The 23,604-nt window shown below is 48.6% G+C and carries 20 protein-coding genes, 1 pseudogene and 1 riboswitch; of the genes and pseudogenes, 11 read left to right on the top strand and 10 right to left on the bottom strand.

Annotated elements, in window-relative coordinates; genetic code table 11:
* Window positions 1-110: 110 nt before the first annotated feature.
* Window positions 111-353, bottom strand: coding sequence for a hypothetical protein (locus GN112_RS12560; protein WP_155310540.1), 243 nt, complete (start codon window positions 351-353; stop codon window positions 111-113).
* Window positions 354-519: 166 nt separating this feature from the next.
* On the opposite strand from GN112_RS12560, the gene GN112_RS12555 reads away from it, so the two are divergent.
* A complete protein-coding gene (locus GN112_RS12555; RefSeq protein ID WP_155310539.1) occupies window positions 520-1,185 on the top strand; it encodes a cobalamin B12-binding domain-containing protein in 666 nt (221 codons plus the stop codon).
* Between the two features lie 4 nt (window positions 1,186-1,189).
* On the top strand, window positions 1,190-1,315 hold the full coding sequence (locus tag GN112_RS34840; protein ID WP_269434909.1) for a hypothetical protein: 126 nt from the start codon (window positions 1,190-1,192) through the stop codon (window positions 1,313-1,315).
* Here the strand turns inward: GN112_RS34840 and GN112_RS34325 are convergent, their stop codons facing one another.
* Window positions 1,316-2,572 carry a hypothetical protein gene (locus GN112_RS34325; protein WP_231716904.1) on the bottom strand — a complete coding sequence of 419 codons (1,257 nt, stop codon included), beginning with the start codon at window positions 2,570-2,572 and terminating at the stop codon, window positions 1,316-1,318.
* Window positions 2,573-2,762: 190 nt separating this feature from the next.
* On the opposite strand from GN112_RS34325, the pseudogene GN112_RS12545 reads away from it, so the two are divergent.
* Window positions 2,763-3,683: pseudogene (locus GN112_RS12545) on the top strand (uroporphyrinogen decarboxylase family protein); the annotation flags it as partial.
* 216 nt (window positions 3,684-3,899) lie between these two features.
* Here GN112_RS12545 and GN112_RS12540 read toward each other — a convergent pair.
* The 4 genes from GN112_RS12540 to GN112_RS12525 form a co-directional block, all read right to left on the bottom strand.
* On the bottom strand, window positions 3,900-4,385 hold the full coding sequence (locus tag GN112_RS12540) for a hypothetical protein (RefSeq protein ID WP_155310537.1): 486 nt from the start codon (window positions 4,383-4,385) through the stop codon (window positions 3,900-3,902).
* Window positions 4,385-4,933 (bottom strand): DUF4198 domain-containing protein, encoded by a 549-nt coding sequence (locus tag GN112_RS12535; protein ID WP_155310536.1) that lies wholly within the window; start codon window positions 4,931-4,933, stop codon window positions 4,385-4,387. Before GN112_RS12535 ends, GN112_RS12540 begins: the two co-directional genes overlap by 1 nt.
* Window positions 4,934-4,935: 2 nt before the next feature.
* Complete coding sequence (locus tag GN112_RS12530) at window positions 4,936-5,127, bottom strand: hypothetical protein (protein ID WP_155310535.1); 192 nt, start codon at window positions 5,125-5,127, stop codon at window positions 4,936-4,938.
* A gap of 530 nt (window positions 5,128-5,657) precedes the next feature.
* Window positions 5,658-7,685 (bottom strand): TonB-dependent receptor plug domain-containing protein, encoded by a 2,028-nt coding sequence (locus GN112_RS12525; RefSeq protein ID WP_155310534.1) that lies wholly within the window; start codon window positions 7,683-7,685, stop codon window positions 5,658-5,660.
* A gap of 703 nt (window positions 7,686-8,388) precedes the next feature.
* A riboswitch (cobalamin riboswitch) is annotated at window positions 8,389-8,588 on the top strand.
* Between the two features lie 110 nt (window positions 8,589-8,698).
* On the opposite strand from GN112_RS12525, the gene GN112_RS12520 reads away from it, so the two are divergent.
* The 6 genes from GN112_RS12520 to GN112_RS12495 all read left to right on the top strand — a co-directional run bounded on the left by GN112_RS12520 (window position 8,699) and on the right by GN112_RS12495 (window position 17,082).
* Entirely contained in the window at window positions 8,699-8,932 is a 234-nt protein-coding gene (locus GN112_RS12520; RefSeq protein ID WP_155310533.1) for a phosphomethylpyrimidine synthase ThiC, read from the top strand.
* Window positions 8,933-8,950: 18 nt separating this feature from the next.
* Window positions 8,951-10,015 carry a nicotinate-nucleotide--dimethylbenzimidazole phosphoribosyltransferase gene (gene cobT / locus GN112_RS12515; protein WP_155310532.1) on the top strand — a complete coding sequence of 355 codons (1,065 nt, stop codon included), beginning with the start codon at window positions 8,951-8,953 and terminating at the stop codon, window positions 10,013-10,015.
* A 105-nt stretch (window positions 10,016-10,120) separates the two neighbouring features.
* The gene (locus GN112_RS12510; RefSeq protein ID WP_155310531.1) at window positions 10,121-10,459 is read left to right on the top strand and encodes a hypothetical protein; all 339 of its coding nucleotides are present in this window, start codon (window positions 10,121-10,123) and stop codon (window positions 10,457-10,459) included.
* A 206-nt stretch (window positions 10,460-10,665) separates the two neighbouring features.
* Window positions 10,666-12,765 carry a sigma-54-dependent Fis family transcriptional regulator gene (locus GN112_RS12505; protein ID WP_155310530.1) on the top strand — a complete coding sequence of 700 codons (2,100 nt, stop codon included), beginning with the start codon at window positions 10,666-10,668 and terminating at the stop codon, window positions 12,763-12,765.
* 415 nt (window positions 12,766-13,180) lie between these two features.
* Complete coding sequence (locus GN112_RS12500; RefSeq protein WP_155310529.1) at window positions 13,181-15,241, top strand: molybdopterin-containing oxidoreductase family protein; 2,061 nt, start codon at window positions 13,181-13,183, stop codon at window positions 15,239-15,241.
* Window positions 15,242-16,167: 926 nt separating this feature from the next.
* Window positions 16,168-17,082 carry an IS91 family transposase gene (locus GN112_RS12495; RefSeq protein WP_231717003.1) on the top strand — a complete coding sequence of 305 codons (915 nt, stop codon included), beginning with the start codon at window positions 16,168-16,170 and terminating at the stop codon, window positions 17,080-17,082.
* Window positions 17,083-17,165: 83 nt separating this feature from the next.
* On the opposite strand, the gene GN112_RS12490 is transcribed toward GN112_RS12495, so the two are convergent.
* From GN112_RS12490 to GN112_RS12475, 4 genes are read right to left on the bottom strand one after another with little or no spacing between them, the layout of a single operon-like run.
* Window positions 17,166-17,459 (bottom strand): CHC2 zinc finger domain-containing protein, encoded by a 294-nt coding sequence (locus GN112_RS12490; protein WP_155310528.1) that lies wholly within the window; start codon window positions 17,457-17,459, stop codon window positions 17,166-17,168.
* Window positions 17,460-17,467: 8 nt separating this feature from the next.
* A complete protein-coding gene (locus tag GN112_RS12485) occupies window positions 17,468-18,256 on the bottom strand; it encodes an ExeA family protein (protein ID WP_155310527.1) in 789 nt (262 codons plus the stop codon).
* Window positions 18,256-19,812, bottom strand: a complete 1,557-nt coding sequence (locus GN112_RS12480) for a helix-turn-helix domain-containing protein (RefSeq protein ID WP_155310526.1) — start codon at window positions 19,810-19,812, stop codon at window positions 18,256-18,258. Before GN112_RS12480 ends, GN112_RS12485 begins: the two co-directional genes overlap by 1 nt.
* A 38-nt stretch (window positions 19,813-19,850) precedes the next feature.
* Window positions 19,851-20,519, bottom strand: coding sequence for a DUF6431 domain-containing protein (locus GN112_RS12475; RefSeq protein ID WP_155310525.1), 669 nt, complete (start codon window positions 20,517-20,519; stop codon window positions 19,851-19,853).
* Window positions 20,520-20,790: 271 nt separating this feature from the next.
* Between GN112_RS12475 and GN112_RS12470 the strand changes: the two genes are divergently transcribed.
* Together GN112_RS12470 and GN112_RS12460 are read left to right on the top strand one after the other, a co-directional pair.
* Entirely contained in the window at window positions 20,791-21,114 is a 324-nt protein-coding gene (locus GN112_RS12470) for a hypothetical protein (protein ID WP_155310524.1), read from the top strand.
* A 734-nt stretch (window positions 21,115-21,848) separates the two neighbouring features.
* Window positions 21,849-23,522 (top strand): ankyrin repeat domain-containing protein, encoded by a 1,674-nt coding sequence (locus tag GN112_RS12460; RefSeq protein WP_155310523.1) that lies wholly within the window; start codon window positions 21,849-21,851, stop codon window positions 23,520-23,522.
* Window positions 23,523-23,604 lie beyond the last annotated feature (82 nt).

Below are 23,604 nucleotides of genomic sequence, written 5' to 3'. Positions count from 1 at the left end.
CTGCAGAAAAGCTATAGCATTCAAGATAGTGTTTTTGGGCTGCGTTATCGGTCGTCGCGGTATGTTTTCGCTTTTTCTGTAACGAAGTATAGTGAGCCGCCCTGGGCAAGTCAAGAGCAAAATAAATACAATATGTTGCGTGATGCAAAGGCGAACAGGCAACTGCCTTTCATTCCTATCGTCCTGCCGCTGATCCGGCCTGGATTGCTCACAGCGGCGATTTTCGCCTTCATTGCCAGCTTCGATGAATTGATCACGGCCCTTTTTATCAGCGGCGCACGATCGACAACCCTGTCCAGGCAGATGTGCAGGACAACCGCAAGTAAAATCAACAACCAGCCTTTCCTGAACATGCACCATTCCCGAAAGCGGGAAAATGCCAAAGCCCAAATGCCAAATGAAGGATGAAATCGATGATTCATGATTTCTGAAAACAGGTCTGAATATTGACAAGATGGTAAATGACAGCTATGCCACTGACTATAGATTAAGACGATTAAATGTTAAGGCGGTGCCCGAATGGTGGACCTAAAAGAAAATCAAACGCTGTATCAGCAGTTGAGCCAGGCCGTGATAGACTATGATGAAGCCCTTAGTGAACAGCTTTGCAAAAAGGTGATTGATGCGGGGTTGGACCCCGTTTCCGCGATCAAACAGGGGTTGACGGCCGGCATGGCTAAGGTCGGAGAATACTACAAGGCCGGCAGATATTTCATACCGGAACTGCTGCTTTGCTCGGATGCCCTGTATGCTGGTCTGGATATTCTGAAACCCCATCTTAACGCGCAAAACCAATCGCAACAAGCGGGGAAAATTATCATCGGCGTCGTTGAAGGCGATATCCATGACATCGGCAAGAATCTGCTCAAGGCCATGTTTATCGCTTCGGGCTGGGACGTCTATGATCTGGGCAAGGATGTCTCCTGCCAGACATTTGTTGAGCAGACGAAAGCGGTTCAGCCGGATATCGTGGCCCTGTCGGCACTGATGACGACCAGTATGATGGTCATGCCTACGGTTATTGAGAGCATCCGAGACCTGAATCCTGATATAAAAGTCATGGTTGGCGGTGCCCCCATGTCACAGGACGTGGCCAGAAAATTCGGCGCGGACGGGTATGCACCGGATATTGTCGCCGGCGTCAATGAAGCCGAGCGCTTAATGTCCTCTACAGTGCAGGAGTAAGACAATGGACGACTGGTGGGAAAAACTCGCAGCCACGTATCGTTTTGACCCGATGACGACGATGGCCCTGGGCAGCATCGACACCGGCTTTACCAGTGTTGCGGCAGGGTTGTCCGTTGCCGATGCCTGATTATATCGGATTTTGGGGAGGTCTCCGGTACCCACCCAAAGAAGCCGAAACGTACAAGTTTTGCAACCAGTTGTTGTGATATCTGAATTGGTTTAGCTGTTCCGCCGGACTTTTAAATCCATTGTGCAACTTAACCGTTCGAGGATTGTATGGTGAAAAATTATTGATGAGCGTCCATCCTCGAATACTCAACTGCGCTGCATCCATCGATCCATGAAAATATTGGGTACTGTACAGGTGGCGATCCATTCTTTGCATCAACCGGTCAACCATGTTACTGGTTCGGTGTGCTTTAGGATGATCGTAGGCAACACGATAGGCGGCAATGTTTTTCCGTAACTTCGTTATGGGATCTATGATAACGGATGGCACAGCATTCTTTTCGCACCATTCGTACAACCTTCTTATTCTTTGGGAAAACGATGCCTTACTTTCAGCGCGATAACACTCCCATAGCTTTGATGCGGCGTTTTCAAAAATATCTCGGTATTTCTTTTTGGCACGGTCACGAATTTTGATAAACACATGAAGAAAACAGCAAATGATAACTACTGCCGGGAAGAGGAATTGCCACGCATTTCGGGTGGCTTTCCAGCCGTCCATATTCACGGTTTCCGGTGAATATTCCGGCTTTATACACTGGGCCTCTTGTTTGTACACTTGATACGCATCTGTTAACGCTTGTTCTCCGGCGTCTTTGGCAACGGCTGCACCGAGAATACAGCCATCACCAACTGTCGTGGCCACATACGTTTTTTCACCTAAAATTCGAGTATGCTTTTCATCAGCGGCAAGATGTTCGGGAACATCTTGAGGATTTCGGACAGTTGTTCCGACAATGCTGTTTCGCCCGATAGATTGTTCGATTCGATACCAATACATGGGATCTTTTCCGAAAACACGACTTATGGCCCAAAATGGTATGTCGAACTTTCTAAAAAACATTGCATCTTCGATTTCGTCAACAAATCCAACGAGGTATGGCAGTACAAATGAAGGACGAATGGTGTAAGCAACACCGGATATTTTAATTCGACGGATCCATATGGATTGTTTTTTTGAGTAATAAAGATCCTTCATCCGATATCCATTTTCGATTTCAGCCGGGAATAATTCCGGAAACAGTTCGATCCTTTTGTTTACGGAAGTTCTGAAATCAACCGGGTTGAGTATGTTGCATTCATAATTGCCTTGAGAAAAGGGCAAACATATGATTCTGTTGTTTCGGTTAGCGGATCTTGTATCTGCTATTCCCATATAGTTAGAGACCTCCTTTGGCGGGATGTGTCTCTAACTATATAAAATTATTAGTAAAAAGTCTAGACTCAAATCTTCAATAATATCAACATGTTGTGTTTTTGTCGGGGGATAGGCCACTGTATGTTCGGCTTATTGGAATCAAACTCCCCAAAATCCGTTATAATCAGCCGATGCGTTTAAAGATCCGGAAAAGAGCTTTAACGCCAGGCTTGAGGGAGAAAAGCGTTTCGGTTTTGCTCCCCTGCCTCGGATCATCCGCCATACCATTCTGGGTGCCCATGACTTCGGAGGGGATGTCCGGCTGCCATCAAGCCCACTTGACCAGGCCATGAAAGTGGTTGCCCACCCGGTCAGTGACGAATCAGGCGTTCTGGCGCTCGAGGCACCAGACCCGAAAACCGCCGGGGGAATTGAAACCGCTATGCAGTTCTCAAGGCTTCAACATCGAACCGGCGGCATTGTCTGGTTTCACCACCGTTCACCCTTTACCATGGCGGCCAATATCTGCGGTATGGAATGGTTTGGCCGATGGATGATCAGAAAGCCCGATCTGTGTGACCATTTGATTGACATGGCGTTTGACCATATCTTCAACGTGCTGGATTATTGGATCGAGACCTTTGGCAGTGAAAACATCGCCGTGTATAACAGCAGCCCCATGGAAAGCAACCAGCTGATCTCCCCCAAACATTTTGAACGCTTTGCCCTGCCCAGTCATCAAAAATATATCAACCGGTTAAACCGGTCAGGAATCACGCGATATTTCTTCCATATCTGCGGGGAGCAAAAGCGAAACCTGCCCTATCTTTCAAGCATAGCCGACTGGCACCATCCGGCCATCATCAGCATCGGCCATGAGGTGGAGATCAATGAGGCAGCCCGTTTTTTCCCGGAAGATATTATCTACGGCAACGTCGATCCCCAGATCATCCAATCCGCTTCTCTCCAGAAAGTAGATGAAATTTGCCGGAAATCCCTTGAGCAAGGCAAAAATGTTGATGCGGGTTTTATTCTGGCGCTGGGATGCGACCTCCCGGTGTTTGCACCTGTGGAAAATGTTTATGCTATAAAGCATTCCGTAACAAAATTTCGGGAATCCATATTCTGATTATTGCCGAGAGGCGTATTCTGAAAAACCTGCGATATACGACCGAATCACAAGCTAATCACAAATATTATGAAGGAAGACCAGCCATTACATATTGGGGTTGGTCTTCTTTGTTCGGTTACACGATTTAATATGTGGCATTAACGCATATAGCCATAGTTCTGCAGCAAGCCTGAACCTGAAAATCGATCTTGAGATCTCGGATGAGTGTACGGATTATTTAGTACGCCGCTTCACGAAATAAAATACAAAACAAGCATTTAGAATGAGGCTCAATCCGGCCACCGCCTTGATCCCCGTGGCCATGGAGCCTTGTCCTGTGAAGGATGCAGGGACCGACGGGACCGTGGTCGACCCAGAAGCCTTCTCCGGCTTGACCATGACGGTTGCTTGTTCCGCATGCCCCATGCCGTCACTGACCTTGACCACCCACTGCCCCGTTGCGTCGGGACAAAAAACAAACTTGCCGTGTTGATCGGTGCGTGCATATTGGTGCTCCACCTCCGCGTCATTGGGGCTGAACACCAATGCCTCGGCATAGCGCATGGGGGTTTGATCGGAATAGTAAAATTCCAATGCTACCAGGTGTTCACCGTTTAAGACCCTGTGGCCAGTACCGTGGGCATCAACCTGTGCAGGCATTCCCAGGGCAGTAATCAACATAAGGGCAAGACCTCCGAAAAATAAAATAACCTCTTTCATCACTTTGCCTCGAATATGAAAAAAGTCATGAATTTCAGGTAGTCAATCTCGGAATTATCTTTGACCGGCACGATGTGCTTGGCAGCGATCAGCTGCCGGCCCGATTGCTTCACGGCAAACCTGGCAATGCCCTGGGCATCAGTTTCCGTTCGGGTTTGATCGTTTAGGGAGACCACGGCGTGCTTGAGCGGCGCCCCGTCAAAGAGCAACTTTACCTCCAGTGGCTCATCCGGACCTAGCCGGTAGGGGCTTTTGAGCGGCACCACCTCGAAGACCAGCCCCAAAGGGTTGCTGATGGCTGTCGTTTCCGCGAACATCGTCTTCGAAGTCTGTGTGGATGTGAAGGCCTTGAGGACCTTGAAACCCTGCTTTTCGGCTTCTTGCCGGGTCATCAGTTTCTTGCCCCGGGTGGTTTCGACCCGGCCACCCCACTCGCAGCGCACGGCCGCCAGGCACGTCGGACGTTCCGCCCGAAATAACGCCTTTTCTTTTTCCGCAATCCGCGTAATCGGGATCTCACCGCCTTCCCGGTCTACTGCTTTGATCATCTTTACAGCTGTCGGATCATCGGATCATAGGAATCCAAACGATCAGGAAGTGCGCCACGGGCAACCATATATCCATCGCCATTCTGGATAATCCAGAGGTGATGTCCAAAGACTGTACCGGTTGAAATCAGAATACTGAGCAAGGAAATACCTGCAACTACAAGTCGAGTAAATCTATTTGTCTGTAATGCCATGGATCGTTCTCCTTTTCACATCGATGCCTCGTGCATTTTGGAAGGCTCCTGTGGCGAAGCCGGTTAAGTGTTCAACGGACACATTCGCCAATGACCACAAGTCCGAGCCATTTTTCATCTATTTGTTTTATGGGGCTTGGTTCTAACTTCGTCCACTTACCCCCTCGTTCCCACGCTCTGCGTGGGAACGAGAGGTAATATGGGGTCAACCCGTTTTAATCGTTCCTAAATCCAGGTGGGCGAAGTTAGAACCAAGCCCCACCCATGCCGGGAATGACCTCATATAGTATTCAAGATAATGTTTTTGGGCTGCGTTATCGGTCGTCGCGGTAGTCATTATACGGCTTCCTCTCTCTGGCCTTGCCAAAAACATTATCTTAAACACTGATAGTAGCGATCATCCAGCCCAACAAGCAGACAGCCCAATGTGGGACCATACACGCAGGCATCTCCCCCGTCAATCATGGCAACGGTTTTTCCATATTACATCTCGATCTATTGTCGTGAAGGGCGCTTTTCTATAAGCGAAGTTAAAAATCGATCTGAACCGAACCGTAATACAATGTTCCATCCTCGATATACTCGTCCTCATCCGTGACATTTTCCACATTAAGGCGTAGGGTAACCATATCAAAGAACGTTCTCCAGACGGACAGATCAAGGGTCATGTAGTCGGGGACTTTTTCAGTGTTTTCGGAGTCCGCGTATTCATCGACATTGTACCTGAAAGCAATGGATGCATTGATCAAGTCGGGATTTCGATAAGTCAGACCAGCCCTGTATTTGTGTTGGGGCTCTCCCGAAAGGTATTTGCCTTCGAGTTCAGGATTTTCTTCGTCCTTGGCGATTTTGGAAATATTGTAATTGTAATTGAAAAACGTTGTCAGACCATACCCGATATCATATTCCAACTCCGCCTCCACACCGTGGATGTCGACATCGCTGATATTATCGTACGTGCTTTCTTTATAAGTTTTGCTTCCAACAGTATAGGTTCTCAGGGTTCGGCTGCCGATGTAATCGGTAGCCCAGGATTGGTAGTAGGCCAGTCTTGCCCACAACCTATTGAAAAAGAGCCGCTCACCGCCAATATCCCAGGTGACGATCTTTTCGGGATCAAGGTCTGGATTGGGAAACCTTATGCTTGTCCCCCCACCGCGCACATGCAGTTTATATTGGTCGAAGAGACTGGGCGCCCTGAAGCCGGTGCCAATTGATGTGCGTAGACTTGAAATTCCTTCTGGGCGAAAAACGATGCCGGCTTTTGGAGAAAAATTGTCCCATGTTTGCGAATCATATGTATCATTAGAATTGGTGCTTGTATCCCAACTTTGACCATCATAGTTACGAATATAATCATAACGGATACCAGCGTTGATGATGAGCCTTGCGTCAAGGAATTCGCTTGTCAAATCCATGAAGGGAGACAGGGTTTCCTGCCGCCCGGAGGCGCCGACATCGCGGTCGCTGGTCAAATAATCCACATCATAATCCATGGCGATGCGCTTGTAGGCCAAGCCGGTTGTTAGCGTGAGGCTGCTGAACAAACGCGCCGTATTTTGAATTTCGGCGCCCCAGACCTGGTTTTCAGGAAACGTCTCTTCACGGTCAGGGATATAGGAACCGGTTGAATTGACGAATTTGTCCTGATAGGCGGTTTTTTCGGCACGGTTCAAGTACACCAGGCCTGACCAGTCCATTCGGTCTCCCCGATGGGTCAGCCCGATGCGATACTGATCCATTTGCAGATCGTCATAAAAATACTCACGCCCCTTACCCATTTCATGTTGATAGTAAAGCGCGCTTAACGACAGATTGGTGTGATCACCCAAAGTATAGGTCATTTTGCCCAGCCCTTTGCCGACCTCCCGGTAGCGCCTCAGGGTATAGTCTTCAATTCCCTCGGGATCCACCATGTAGAAACCGTCGCTTTCTTCGTAACCACCAGACAACAGATACCCGAAACGGGATATGCTTTGGGAGTGAAAAGCCGTACCGCCATAGGTATCTTCCGATCCCGCGGTAAATTTCAGACTGGTTTCCTGTTTCTCCGCTGGCTTTTTGGTAATGATGTGGACGACGCCACCCAAAGCCTCCGATCCATAGGCGGCGGATGTCGGTCCACGTACGATTTCGATTCGCGCGATACTTTCTTTGGGAATCAGGCCCCAGGCCACCCATGCAATCGAATTGCTGAAATTGTCATTGAGTGGAACGCCATCAAGCAACATAAGCGTGCGGTTACGGCCGACCCCTCTAAATGAGAAATGACTGGACACGCCACCGGTCTGTTGCCCATAATGACTAAAGTTCTGGAATCCAACGGTGTACCTAAGGATATCTTCGAGTCTTTCAAATGGCGATGCCATGATTTCCTCTTCCGAAACCACGGTAACGCTCTGGGGCGCATCAAAAACAGAAGTTTCCGAACGTGTGGCTGAGATTACTACTTCGTCGAGCTTGTAGTAATCGGGCGGCTCATCAGCACAGAGCCCATTGACGGGATTGATAATCTGGGCAATCATCCCAATCCATATATAAAATATCCCACGCTTCATCTGACGCCTCCTTATCTACTTCATTATGAATATGTGATTATGAAATTTCAGCACTCGTTCACTGGTTAGACATTGCTATAGAAAATAAAAAACCACGAAGCTGTTTCTCCAATAGAGGATAACAGACCTTCGTGGTGCTTTATCTTCGGTTATTTTGAATGTCCTGCCCTACAAGGCAGGATATTTGATTCGCTTCGGCTGATTTTTTTTAAAGTTATGGTGTGCAGCTTCGGCTGCGAGTTAGGGAAACTTTTTTATCTAGTTTTTGCTCATAAGTCAAGGTGTTCTTAGTATCGCGAGTAAATAGGCTTAACGTATAAAAATAATAGGTTGTCTCTATAATAAGACGTTTATAATATGACTGCTCCCCAAAAAAGGCCCCAATCTCGAACAATGTTCCCAATATCCAATCCGGCGTGACTGTTATTTCCGTATACACCTTAGGCGATTTCTGTCAAAGAATATACCCGCCTGCTTGTCTTTTCATCCGTCTTCTACGTTGGGCTTTTCCACACATAGCCCCACTATGCGTAAAAAAGCCCGCCTTGAAGACGAATGAAAATCCTGCGCATCCTGGTATATTCTTTTCCGCCAATCGTCTTAATAAGGGCAGGTCGGAATTTGTGATATCGGAGATAGGCCAGGGCAGATAGCCAAGAATTCCATTGACAGCCGCCGATCGTTCATTTACATGCTATGCCAGAATTAGATGATGCTTTGCGGTGCCTTTTGTTGAGGATAATAGGGAACCCGGTGTGATTCCGGGACGAACCCGTCGCTGTGAACGGGGACGAAAGCTGCCATGACCACTGTATCGTGTGGACCTGATCGAAACGATGCGGGAAGGGGCGGCCGGTAGGACGATCCGTGAGTCAGAAGACCTGCCGTGAAACAATGTGTCCTGGTGGTGACGGCAAAACCCCAGACGGAAATTTCCAATTTCGGTCCGGGGTTTTTTTAATTGGGCGAGCCCCGCTTTGCGCCCGGTTCCGAGCACAGGAAGGGAACTCACCATGAAGACACAGATTGAACTGGCCGGGGAAGGCATCCTCAGCAAGCAGATGCAGACGGTGGCTGCCGACGAGAACATCGACGCGGAAACCATTCGCCAGCGTGTGGCCGAGGGCCAGATCGTCATCCCCAACAATCCCTATCGAAAAATGCAGAAGGTGGTCGGCATTGGCCGGGGCCTGCGTACCAAGGTCAATGCCTCGCCCTGCCCACCGAGAAGGAATTCTATCGGTTGATTGCCGAAGGAGGAACCCATGAATCTGATTGAGAAAAGTATTGCCACCATCAAACCGCTGAATGAAACCGTCTATGCCCAGGCCCGGCAGCGGCTGGCCGACCAGGCCCGGCCGGCGGGAAGCCTGGGTATGCTTGAGGATGTCTCGGCACGGCTGGCGGCTATTTTCGGGACGCTGGACGTGCATCTGCCCCATAAGGTGATCATCACCTGCGCCGGAGACCACGGCGTGACCGAGGAGGGGGTGAGCCTGTTTCCCCAGGAGGTAACGCCCCAGATGGTGTTCAATTTCGTCAACGACGGGGCGTCCATTAACGTCCTCGGCAAGCATGCCGGGGCGCGGGTGATCGCCGCCGACCTGGGGGTTAATTACGACTTCGACCCGCAGCTGCCCATTTTCCACAAAAAGGTGTCCAAAGGCACGGCCAACTTCGCCCGCGTGCCGGCCATGACCCGCGAGCAGGCCGAACAGAGTGTGTCCGCCGGTATCGAGATCGTGAACGAACTGATGGCCGAGGGGCCGCTGGACATGCTCGGCACCGGCGATATGGGCATCGGCAACACCACGCCGTCGTCGGCCGTCATCGCGGCTTTTTCGGGAATTCCCGTGGAAAAACTCACCGGGCGGGGTACCGGCATTGACGATACCGCCCTGGCCAACAAGATCCGCGTGATCGAAAAGGCCCTGGACCTGCACCGGCCGGACCCCACTGACCCCTTGGACGTACTGGCCAAGGTGGGCGGGTTCGAAATTGGCGGCCTGGCCGGCTTGGTCATCGGTGCGGCCGCAGCGGGAATTCCCGTGGTCTGCGACGGCTTGATCGCCACGGCCGGTGCGCTGATTGCCTGCGAACTGGCCCCGGCGGCCAAGGCGTATCTTTTTGCCAGCCACCGCAGCGTCGAGGTGGGCCATGCCTTCATGCATGAACGCCTGGGCGTCGAACCCCTGATAGACCTCAGGTTTCGTCTGGGGGAGGGGACCGGTGCGGCCGTGGCCATGGAATTGCTCGATGCGTCGACGCGGGTGCTCTGCGATATCAAGACATTTGAAGAGGTGGCCATCGCGGATGCACAAAAACCATAGTCAACAATCGCTATCGAAATCGATTTCGATAGCGATCCCGATTTCGATTTTGGTTCTGAAACAAGATGGATCGGTAGTCGTAGCCAGCTCTCCCGGCGGTTTCTGGTGCCCGGCGAAGTGGACTACATAGGCGATTTTATTCTCTACCGCGGTTACATGAAGGTCGGCTGGTCCGGCCTGACATCGGCGGTGGCATGGCCGGACCGCCCCCCTGAACCCGGATCGCTGGCTATCCACAGCGACTATGCGACGCGTAATTTTCACTATGTGTGCGCCATAATGAGAATACTGATAATCCAGTGTCCCACTTCCCATCTGTGGGCCGGTGAGAAGGTCTACCCGCTGGGACTGGCGCGGCTCAGCGCCCTGGTCCCTGCGGATGCCGCAAAACAATGCCTGAACATGAATCTTTATCCCAATCCGTGGCCGATCCTAAGCACATAGGACAAGAACTACAGATATACTGAGCCATATTCTAGCCAACTGGAATCTGGCGAGGTACAGGTTGCCCCCACGATCATTGCCACGAAAGTCGAGAGTCCACCTAATTTCTTGACGGTATCACACTGCAGCGGTTATAGGCATTTTGTATATTTTTTTTCGAGATGGGGCATTCATCGCCGCCATTGCCAGCCTGCAGGTGACAAGGAATGACAAAAGATTTGAACAAAGATAAAAAGGATTATACCGAAGTTATTGAAAGGCAGTTTAGAGAGCTGAACAGTCTTGCCGAGATGAATAAGAAGATCCATTCGACCATGAAAATGGAACGGCTTCTCCAGATTATGGTGGAACTGGCGGTCATCGGCGTCAACTTCGAGAGGGGGCTGATCTATCTTCTGGAAGATAATTTTCTCCGTTGCGTTGCATCCCTTGACCGCATTAAAAAGGAGAAAGGCTTTACCGTTAAAAATCTGAAGGGCTTTAAAATGGACGAGACGGCAGTTGAAGTATTGGTCGTCCAGTCCGGAAGATCGATTTATGTGAGCGATGCCTGGACAGATAAACGGGTAAGCCGGAAACGTTTGAAAATCACTGACTCAAAGGAGTATTGCGCTGTTCCACTGAAAGGCCGTTCTGGAGTTCTGGGCGTGTTGACAGCAGATAAGGTTTATAGCCGAAAACCAATTATGCCTGAAGAAATCAAGACCCTTGAACTGTTTGCCGGCCATATCAGCCTTGCCATTGAAAATGCCGCACTTTTTGAGGAAAAGGAGCGTTTTACCTCCTTGCTTGAAAAGAAAATATCTGAAAGAACGCTGGAACTCGCCCAAACCAATGAGCAGTTACAGCTAAAAATGAAAGAGTTGTCCACTCTTTTTGAGATTTCCGGCAGCCTGAACAAGAATATTGGTGTGAATGAGGTCCTTGAGCTTACCCTTTCCCTGGTTAAGGGATTGGGTCATCCGGTCTGTGCTGTCCACTTGTGGGAGGGCGAAAGGTTTGGGAAGGCATTTCAGATCGGGCTGGATGATGCATATATGCAAACAGAATTTCCAATACTGGAAAAGGAAATTAAAAAAACAGGATTACAAAAATCGGGGGCATTCCTGCTAAATGACAAGCCGACTCAGGTAATTGTTCCTTTGCGATCAAAAGACAGATTGCTTGGAATTCTGGTGGTCTTCATCTCAAAAGGACATGTTTTCGGAAAGGAGCAGGAAGAGTTTTTTTCCGCGTTTGGCTTGCAGGCCTCCATGGCCCTTAAAAATGCCCTGGCTTTTCAGGAGATCCTTGATCAAAATAGCCGAATGGAGAATTTGTCCCGAAAGCTTGAACAGGAGAATATCTCCCTTAGGGAAAAAATGAAGGCGGAGCGGGAGAAGAAGTTCGTGATCGGGAAAAGCCCTGCCATGAAAAAAGTAATGGCGCTTGTGCAGAGCGTTTCTTCAACAAATACAAGCGTCATTATTTATGGTGAAACCGGCACCGGAAAAGAATTGATAGCCAATACGATCCATGAGATCAGTACCCGCAAGCTGAAACCCTTGATTAAGGTAAATTGTGCCGCCATTCCTGAGGAATTGCTGGAAAGCGAACTGTTTGGTCATGAAAAAGGTGCTTTTACGAGTGCACATGACCGAAGGACGGGTATGTTCCAGCTCGCACAGGGAGGAACGATTTTTCTGGATGAAATCGGCGATATTTCCCTTAAAACGCAGACCAAGCTTCTCCGGGTGCTTCAGGAGAGTGAAATACAGCCACTCGGATCGACAACATCCATAAAAATGGATGTCAGGGTAATTGCCGCGACCAACAAGGACCTGAAAAAAAAGATAGAACAGGGTACATTCCGCTCCGATCTATTCTATCGGCTCAATGTATTTCCCATTATAATGCCTCCCTTGCGGGACAGGCTGGAAGACATTCCCCGATTGGTTGAGTTCTTCATCAACAAATACGCCCATCTAAAAAAAGGGAAAGCGCATATCGATAAGGATGTCATCGGAATCTTCCTGAAATATTCCTGGCCAGGAAATATCAGAGAGCTCGAGAACATCATTGAGCGACTGATGATTATTTCGGGTTCAGGTAATATCACCATCACGGACCTGCCACGGGAGATGTCTGCGGAGGCCACGGACAAGGTCGTTGTCAGGCCTCTGAACGAAGCGGTTTTTAATTTTAAGAAGAGCCTTGTCCGGCAGGCCCTTTCAGAGAGTTCCGGGAAAAAATCCAATGCGGCCGCAATGCTGGGAATGCCCCGATCCAACTTTTCAAGACTGTTGAAACAGCTTGGCATAACCTGAAAGTGTAGGCTGGCAAAACTGATGGCCAGCCGGCTGCAATCCCATTCATCAGCCTGGTCAAACGGCTCGCGCTCAATGATGCTATCAAATTGATAACAAAGCACGGCAGGCTGTTCTGCTTCCGTTCTTAGCGTTTCGTTTATCTCGCTGATTTTATAATATTTTAAAGTCTCGCGAGGGAAACGTTGATTTCAGGTAAAAACCAACAAATTATCATTATGATAGCGCCATTGTTATCATAATGATAATTTGTTGGCTGGTAGTAGTTGAAGTACATCCGCGTTATATTTTAACCAACTGAAATATAAAATAATATTATGTGTATGTTCATTTGGCATCCCAATTGCCTTAGTGCTCTTTACAAAAGGCATCTATTTGTCGATTAAATTAAAAATTCTGCAAAGGGGACGGTCAAATGAAAGCAAGAAAAGAAATCCTGACGGACTGTACGCTGTGTTACCATAGTTGCGGCATCAAGGTGGCCGTTGAAGACGGAAAAGCAGTTGAGGTAAAAGGGCTGGCTTCTCACCCGATTAATAAAGGGGAATTGTGCCCGAAAGGCGAAAACATTTTAGACACCATTTATCACCCTCAGCGCATCAAATATCCCATGAAAAAAGTAAATGGAAAGTTTGAACGCATTTCATGGGAAACGGCCCTGGATGAGATTTCTCGAAAATTGTCAGATTTGAAAGAAGAATTCGGGCCCCAAATGATGGGGATGTTTTCCGGTTCAATCGGCGTGGAAAACATGGAGATTGCCGGATTGACCCAGCGCTTTAAAACCGCTTTCGGTTCGCCCAACTTTTTTTCCGTAGAAAGCGTATGTTACCGGATGCGCATCAGAACCCGCCAGATCACATTCGGCAAATACCCCACCGAAGAACTGGATTCAAATCTGTATATCCTCTGGGGGCACAATCCGGATGCGTCGGATCTGCCGCTAAAGATGGCCATTGAGAAAAACATGCAAAAAGGTGCCAAAGTGGTGGTCATCGATCCCAAAAAGATCCCCATGTCCAAAAATGCAGACATGGTCCTTACCATTCGTCCCGGATCTGACGGCGCCCTGGCCCTGGCGATGATCCATGTGATCATCAAAGAAAAACGGTATGACCGGGCCTTTATCGACAAACACACCAAAGGTTTTGAAAAGCTGGTTCCCCACATTGAGCCCTTTACACCGGAATGGGCCCAAAAGATCACCTGGGTGCCCGCGGATAAGATTCGAAAGCTGGCGCGAATGTTTGCCGCCACAAAGGGCGCCGCCATCTACCAGGGAACGTGCACCCAGGATCAGACCGCCAATGGAACCCAGAACAGCCGGGCGTTTTCCATTCTTCAGGTGATCACCGGAAATATCAATGTACCCGGCGGCTGGGTGATCAGTCCCCGGCCCTATTTGGGTAATGTGGGACTGGCCGGAGACGGAGATCCCTTGGGCATCGATAAGTACCCCTTGTTCATAGAGTTGTGGGGCAGGAAAAGTCCTTACGGCGTTGTGACCATGGTTCCTGAAAATATCCCGGATCTGTTAAAAAGCTTTATCGTGGTCGGCGGAAATCCCCTGGTGTCCATGCCGGACAGCAATGCGTTCAAGGAGGCATTCAGGAAACTGGATCTGTTGGTGGTCCACGATCTGTACATGACCGATACGGCAAAGGAAGCCCATTATGTTTTGCCCGCCTGCTCCAACCTGGAAAAATACGGCGTGGCGTATAATTACAATGTGTGCCACTGCATTCCCTATCTGATGCTGCGCAAAAAGTGCATTGAACCATACGAAGAAAGCTGGTCCGAATGGAAATTATTCACGGAACTGGCAAAACGTCTGGGGCTGGAAGAATATTTCCCCTGGGCATCGGAAGAGGAACTGGTTGCCTTTGAACTGGGCCAGACCGGGTTTTCCTTTGACTACCTGTTAAATGAGAAACCCGAAGGCGATTACTACCAGCAAAAATCCTACACGATCCCGGACGGCACGTTTAAAACGCCGTCCAAAAAGATTGAAATTTACAGTGATGCCATGCAGCAGGCAGGATTCGATCCCTTGCCCACATACCTGGAGCCGCTCAAGAGCCCCCAGTCAAAAAAATACAGAGATCTAAAAAAATATCCCCTGATCCTGGGAACCGGCAACCGCAGCTATTATTACACCCATTCCCAGCACCGCAATATTGATGCGCTAAATGGGCAAGACCCGCATCCCATGGCGGAACTGAGCCGCAACACCGCCAAAGATTTCGGAATCAAACAAGGCGATGATGTCAGCGTTTCCACGGACCGGGGAACCGTGTTCATGAAAGCCAGTGTGGTGGACTGCGTGGCCGACGGCATCGTGTTTGTCCCCCATGGCTGGTCCGGGCAGGCCAATGCCAACCTGTTAACAGACGCCAAATGCAGGGAGCCCATCCTGGGGTACCCGGACATGAAATCGCTAATGTGTGCGATCAAGAGCGTGGAAATCAGCAGGTAATAAGGGCCTCGGCAAAAAATAATTGCACCATCTTGCTTGTTCTTTGGTCCATCAAATCTGGCACATCATCCAAAGATGCCATAAACGGGAATTCCTGCTGAAATTTAAGCATGACCGATATCGATGGATTCAATGGCTCTTTGAGGCCAAGCGGCTCTCGAAGAAATTGATAACAAAAGGCAAAGTCGCTGGACGGAGAGTGTTGCCGTTGGAAATAAGTCCTTCATTCAACGCATAAAGAACGCCATGGGAGTGATGGCAAAAGGCCGCTTGGTCCAACCCACCGAAGAGGCATTTGAGCTGCGGGAGACGCAATCGGCCTATAATGCGATTTTTGGCCCTGAAAATCGCAAAATAGCCCCCAAATAGACCACCTTTTTCAGTATTTTTGCCTTAATTGCAGATGGTTGGCGTGACCCGCACTTTAATGGGCGTCCCCGGACCTACTCCCGGACCTCTATTTTCTCGTATCAGATCGAGCTTAAAATGTTCCGCACTATTTTTTCCCAATCATCAATTGTTATGCATAATCAACCTGATATAGTTCTTCAGCGGCCCCTTCAATCAACCAACGTAGATTCCATGCATCATGATACCGATACCAATAACCCTATATTGGGCTTGCTATCCGTCCCTTCACGGAAGAATTGTTTGGCCGGTACGGTTCAACTCCTCCTCCACTCAACACATAGATCGGTTTTCATTTGCACATACCAGATAGAGTATGGTGAAGAGTTGTGCTTTACATTGTCAATGAATAAGCTTTACATTAACCTTTACATTGATGAAAGAAGCAACCGCAGTGAACGATCTGGTGTTTTTACCGGTAGGATCATTCAAATCTCATGTCACAGGCCATGCCCGACCTCAATGCCCTCAATGTATATCAACCAAGAAATCCGCGCGCTGGAGGGTACTATCAATGCGTGGAAGACCATTTCGAGGAATTGGAACGGATCTGGGACGATAAATATGCAAACCGCTTTGGTTTCTGGCAGGACTATGTCACGAATGTCATTCACCGGTACCTGGAGTGCGGGGATCTTCACTTTGGTTTCGCGCGGGTTAAATGCGAAGCGTGCGGTCATGAATATCTCCTGGCATTTTCTTGTAAGCGGCGTCACTTCTGCCCATCTTGTCATCAGAAACGGGTGGTGGAATACAGCGAGTGGCTGCTTGGAAATGTTCTGAAAGCGGTCCCCCACCGGCAATGGGTGTTCAGCATTCCCAAAAGGCTCCGGATCTATTTTCTGTATAATCGCAAATTGCTGTCGAAATTAAGCAAATGCGCGTGGAATGTCATACGTGCATGTCTTGAATCCACCGCCTTACAAGATGACGCGACACCTGGAGCCAGCATCGCCATTCATACTTACGGTGATTTCCTGAATTTCAATCCTCATGCGCACGCAATCGTGCCGGACGGCTGTTTTCTGGGAGACAGCGATTTTCAGATGGCGCCCATGATTACGGGTAAAGATCTGTCAGAGGCGTTTCGGCATGAGGTTCTCACCATGCTCAAGAAAGAGGGGAAAATCAACGACGCGGTTATCGAAAACATGATGTCCTGGCATCACAGCGGATTTCACGTTCATATCGGCGAAAGGATCTGGCCGGAGGATGAAAAGGGATTGGAAAATCTGGCCAGATACATCATCCGGGCCTGTTTCTCACAGGAGCGGATGGTTTATATCCCGGTTACGGAAGCCACAGACGGCGTGGCCAAGGTTATCTATACCTCCAAGGACGGAAAAACTCGGAAAACCTTCGATGCATTGGACTGGCTCGCTCATTTAGTTACGCATGTTCCCGGCAGGTATGCTACGTCCCAGTTTAGTTGACCCTGTTTGTCTCGAATTATCTGACTTTCCTTCATTCCCACAATAATTGAGTCCCATTGCCCTCCTGCCTATTGATCGGTTAATCAACTCATCCAATGGGATCTTTTTTTCAATCGTTCCACCGCATCGACGAAGCTGCAATGGGTAACGGCCATGACCAAATCAATCGGATTGAAGTTCTTCGCGCAATCAAAACATCGTGCCAGGTTGGTTTTCGGATTTGTCGCCGTATGAAAGCGATCGCACAATGGGCAGCGAAAGCGTAGCAAGGTTTCATCAGGGCGGATATCCAGCCGTAACATGTCGACAATCACGGCATCGATGGGGATGCGATTTCTTAGGGTCCGCAAGAGACTTGCTGAGTAATGGTTAGGCATGGTTTCTCCTATGGCAGATTAAATTCGCTCATGGTTTCGTTAACCAGGGCGTCATCGATTTTTTTCAGGTTGCGCGAGGCGGCATTAATCAGGCAAGCCGTGGCGACATTGTTGATTTGGCGAGGGACGCCGCCGGTGTAGTCATGAATCAGGTTTTTGGCCTCGCTTTCGAAGGTTTTGGCTGTTCCACCGGCCAAGGTCATACGGTTATCGATATAGGCGCCGGATTGCTCTTTTGAGAGCGCATGCAAGGCAAACCGCAGGGTGATCCGCTGAACCAGATCGGCATGCGAGGCACGTTTGAGGACATCTTTCAGGTTCTCCTGACCACACAAGACAATTTTCAACGATACCTCTTCATCGATGGAGGATATCAACAGGCGCAGATCGGTAAGGGTGTTAGGATCGATCAGATGGGCCTCGTCGACGATTAAAAGGGTGCACTTTTCGTTTTGTTTGATCCGTTCGAGGATCTGCAGCAGCATACGGTCCTTTCCCATCCTGGGTTTTTCGCCGAGTTTGGTGACCATGAGCCGTAGAAAGGCGTTGGCCTGGAGGGGAGTGAGATGAAGGTAAAGGGGATGATACCGGTTGTGTGGCAACTCGTGGATGAAGAGCCTGAGCAGTGAAGATTTGCCGAGTCCAGTCTGGCCGAGGATCAAGGCTAGGGCGCCTTGTTGTTCGAAGAATTTAAGCCTTGCCAGCGCCTGTTCGATCCGGGGATCGCGTTGCAGCCATTCGATGGGCGGTTTTTCGGCAAACGGGTGGGCAGTTAAAGAAAAATGGGCTAAAAACATTATCGGTCTCCTTTGATGAGTTGTTTGAGTTCGGCGACGATGTAGGGCACACTTGGCTGCCTTGCGTTTTCAAAGGCTTGCTTGACCGTCTGCCGGTCGATGGCTGAACGTTGATTATAGACCTTCTTGAGCATTTCCAGATCGCCGGAGCAAAGCCCGGTCAAGCCGGCTTTAAACCCGAGAAGCTGGGCCACGGTGTTGGCGAATTGGTGAAAAGGCCACCGGCGGTGTTCGACGATTTTGCGATAATCGATGCCGGCGGTTTTTTCGGCCAGTTCCTTTTTGTGCTGTTGGATTAACAGGTCAGTATAGCTGTGCTTGGGTTTACCCCGGTCTTGGCCTGGTGCGAGCGGCAGACCGGTTTGGCGTTGATGCAGCACTCCGGTGCCCAGATACTGCCCGTCCAGGGAGTGGATCTGGACCTTGTCCCAGGTTGAAAACGGATCGAAGCGGACCTCTACCCGGTCTCCGCGCAGTTTGGGATCCACCCGGTAGAAGCGTTTATTGATTTGGACATCGGAAAAAGTCCGGTTGACGGTACGGGGGATGGCTTGCATGAATGATTCGATCACACGGCTCATATCGACCTGGCGGATGATGGTCAGACCGTTGTGATATCGATCTTCAGGACGTTCTCCAGTCTGGCTGTGGATGTCTTTGTGGTAAGCGACGGACAGCCAGGCAGACAGCGCGCGATTGAGTTGTTCCAGGGTGAGCAAATCTCCGGCGCGGACCTCGGCCTCGAACTGCTGTTGGGCGGTCTGAAAGAATCTCTCAATCAGGCCACCGGGCGCCGGGTCCCGGGGCGGTCGGTGGAGCAGCCGGGTGTTCAGACGATAACAGGCGGCCTTGAGCCCGTTGGCATGGTACACCTTGGCATTGTCCAGGTACAGTTCGAGCGATGCGCCATGGTTTGACCATGCCCGGATCAGCGAATCGATGAGTACATCCAGGTTTTGCCTGAAGTAATAGCGCGCCTCGACAACAAAGCGGCTGTGGCAGTCGATGAAGGCGGACAGACAGGTAGGTACGACATCGTTTTTCTCGATGACGTAGGGTCCTTCCTCGAAGTCGCCGACCCACAGATCATTGGTGTGCTCCCGGGTCCAGCGTTTGCGGACCTTCAGCTTGGTAACGCCCAGCTTGATCCGGGTGGCGCCGGCGGCTTTCAGGTGACGGTAAAGCGTGGAGCGGGGCACACAGGTCGCATACGTGGTTTGCAAAAAGCGGTTGATGGCCTTGGGGCTGCGGTAGGGCTGCTCTTTTTTCAGTTCAATGGCCGTTGCGAGGACCTCGGGGCTCACGCTGCGGGGCTTTCCCTGATCGCTACGCGTTTGTCGTTCAAGGCCGTCGAATCCGCTTTGTCGATAACGGTTCAGCTTTCGTCTCAGCGTGGATAGCGAGGGTGTTTTGATCTCTCCGTCAGGGAAACGAAGCGGCTCTTGGGCCAACTCCTTGAGAAACCGGTTCGTCGCTTTCTCGTCGATCTCTCCGAAAATCACCGGGCTTAAGAGATCGCACCAAAAGATGGCCCACTTTTCTTGTTCTTTATCCATCGGATCACCTCCTTTGATGTCTTGGAGGCGACCCTACCTCAGGTGAACGCGCAGCGTATTGCCAGGTTGGTGAAAATTGACAGGTTGAAGGTGGCCTTGAAAAAAGCCTCGACGACGATCAATCGCAAGCAATCGAGCAGTTGCTTTTTACGGGATGGACATTTGAATTTGCCGGTCGCAATCGTCAATTGGGCCAAATCGCGGTATGCCCTCGTGGCCGGGTTTTCCTGGCCGATCAGGTTCAATGCTGTCTGCGTGGTATGGGCCAGCCCCGACAGCGCCGTCACCCATCGGTGAACCGTTGATGGTGCAAGGCTTTTTTCTCCACCGGGATATCCCGGCACGCCAAGCTGCTCCATGTCCATGATGGCCTGCTGATAGGTGGTTGTATCGGACGCGAAATAGTTTTCGGTAAATCCCATGATCGATTGACGGGTATAGTGTTTGTGCGGGAGGGCAAAATCGGGATAATAGGACACCGTCTTCTTGCAGACCGGGCAACGGAAACGGACCAACGGCGCATATTCGGGTTGTACGGTCATGTCGACGATAATCAGGAAACGGCGTTCCCGATAGGCGTGAATCTTAAAGTAGCATGCCGCAAGACCGCATTGGGTACAGTCGGGCAAACAATGGGGTTTGATTTGGTCCTTTTCGACGCGCTTCAGATATGTTGTAATGTCCTCATGTGTCGCTGTCGGCGGCATGGGGGTATCCTTTTTTGGTGGTTGGGGGTTGTGGTGACCTTCCCATTTACCAGGGAGGATACCCCATTTCAATTGGCGGGGTAGTCTGGACTGTCGTCCCAAATCATAAAACCGAACTGAACTGGCGGGGTATCAGGACCTTGCGGGATAGCTGTAGGGCGGGGTTGCTGGGTCGCTTATTCTAAGACTCTTCACTCCAATTATTCGAAGATTTAGCAGGTATGAACAAACGGTGAGGTATTATGGCTATTACAGCAATAAATCCAGGGGTATGCGAAAAAAGGCGGAAACCGATGACGCCATTCCCGTTATCCTGAAGAATGACATTTCATCCAAAAAGTGGCGACAAAATTGGGCAAGATTGATCCAGAAGGTCTACGAGGTCGATCCACTGATATGCCCGAAGTGTCAGGGAAAAATGAGGATTATCGCCTTCATCGAGGACGAGCAGCTCATCAAAAAAATATTGAAACATCTGGATCTGTGGGAAATACGCAACCATGGTCCGCCCGATCGAGACCCCACACATATCCCCGAACTGACCTACGATGACGACTATTCCCAGATACCCACCGTCGATTACTGGATTCAATAATTTAAAACAACAATCGAATCCCGGGCGGTGGCGCTCATTCAAATTTCGTGAAAAACCCCATTTTTTCACAACCTCGACGTTGAAAATAAGGTTTTGACACTCCGTTGTCGGAAGTCTCCCAAAAGCCCTCCGTCCCCTTTCATGGCAGGTACAATATATTGTGGCCCTTTTGCATTGACAAACTATTGTGAGATTGCCATATACTTGACTCCAAAAAGCAAGTTCCTATCACTGCCAACTTGGTGTTAGTAGACGGACTCTTGAGTACAGTTTTCGCTACAGCATCGACCAATCGCCTGCTGCATATTTACGTTCAATAAAATTCAACGAAATTCGTCGGGCCTTTTTATCGCCCGATAATGCCCAAAAGTCGATTGGGGATATTGTTGCGAATTGGGGCATCTAGCACCTTAGCCATTTTGCGCAATATTATCAAAAACAGTTTAATGAGCTTCCTTCTGAAACCCGTAAGATATGGCGGTGATTGGTTTGTCCTCAGTAATGGTAATACCTGCGTGAACCCCAGGCGACCTTGATTGACAATTTACGGGGGTTGCGCAGGGCGATGCAAGGATTTGGCTTGCGAAGATGCCGACATGCAACAATTGGAGCGCAACTTGCTCGCTGCAGTCCGTTCTTATTGACCGGTATATGGGGCGGGGCTTAGATGTAAACGTAGGGGGGGGCTTAATGGATGTTCCTATCTTCCCTATCTTCAAGTTAAGGTGAAAGTCATGAAACACATAAGATTATTAATCATTATTATTTTAATTTTGACGTGCTACAATATCGAATCTCCCATCGCAGATGAAGAATTAAATGTGTTTAAGGCTGTTTTATCAGATGACTTACAATCTTTGAAAAAATTGATTGATGATCATGTCAATATAAGTCAAATGAACGAAAATGGTGAAACCCCTTTACATATTGCCGCAGAAAGAGGAAATCTCAACATTGCCATCGCATTGATCACTGCTGGAGCGAACGTAAATTCGACGGACAATACCAACAGAACACCTCTGTTTATAGCTGTTAATAATGAATATATAGACTTGATCAAACTTCTGATTGTGAAAAATGCCAATGTAAATAAATCATTAAACAATGGCAATTCACCACTTCACAATGCCTGCATCCATGGAAATATTCTGATTGTCAAATTACTTTTATCTAATGGAGCCAATCTTAATTCTAAAAATAGCGAAGGCCATACACCTTTATTTTTGGCCGAGAAACATGAAAATTATGATGTAGTTGATTTTTTAGAAAACAAGAAAAATGAAATTACCTATGAAAGGTTTAAAAATTCTTATGATAAGTATAACAAGTTAAAAGAACCTGTTGAATTAGATGAAATTACCAAAAAAAACGAAGATTCATTTTCGCACTCAAATAATAGCAAAAGTACTCAAAGAAACTCACCTTACGAACCTAAAACTAAGGAAGAACGAGAAAAGTATAACAGAATTTTTAATGATATTCTAAACAATCCAGATATAAATAGCTATATAAATAGCGTAAAAAATAAATTAACACCTTTTACAAAAAGCCAATCAGATTATAAAATTAGAATATCTAAATCAACATATGTTAACGGATGGTCTCAATCTTCTAATTTAATAACTATTACAAGAGGAATGCTTCACACAATTTTCAATGAAGACGAGTTAGCATGCTTTATTAGTCATGAAATAGGACATGCCGAGTTAAATCATTTATGGGAAGGAGGAACGTGGCAAGATAAAGAGAAAGAAGCTGATATCTATGCTATAGCGCTATGTCTTCAAGCAGGTTATCAACCATATGCATATGCTGATTTACTTAATAGATTAGCACAATTAGTTGACAAACAGGCGGTTTGGAAAGCCGAAGGAAAAAATCGATCTCACCCCCCTTTAATTGAAAGAGCTGAACTCATAAGAAAATTTTTATTACAAAAACAGTATGTTGACTCTTTTAAAAGAAGAGAAAGACGATACCAGCAGAATTTGGCAGTTCTCCATGACTTAGCAGAATTTATGGACGATGCAGTGCGTTCAGATCGGCCTTTGTGGCCCAAAATATATTCTGATAAAAAAATTACAGGGCCGGATTTTCTCGGGCCTCATTCCCGAGAAGCGTTGGAGAACATTAATGAACGTCTTCGATTTATCGGAGGTTTAGAAAAATCGCTTATATGGGCTCCACTAGTAGAATTCTTCGCTAGCCCAGTATTGGTGACTGGTGCAAAACGCGGTTATCCTCTCGAACAACAAGCAAATTCTATCGGCGTCCTTCCAGATATTGTCAAAAAGGTAATTGCGAATGGAATAAATGATCTCATGTGCATGTATGGTAATGACTTATCGGCTGAAGAACAAGGTTATTGGGAAGGAATATATGATGTTCTTTATTTCCAAAACGACTGAGCTATTCTGATATGATCAATCATGGCCCCATCACTTACCAATGGGCAGGATTGGCCGGAATTCAGATGGTAATGGAATAGAA

It is taken from the genome of Desulfosarcina ovata subsp. ovata (assembly GCF_009689005.1).
GTDB lineage: Bacteria > Desulfobacterota > Desulfobacteria > Desulfobacterales > Desulfosarcinaceae > Desulfosarcina > Desulfosarcina ovata.
This window is presented reverse-complemented; position numbering and strand designations above follow the sequence as displayed.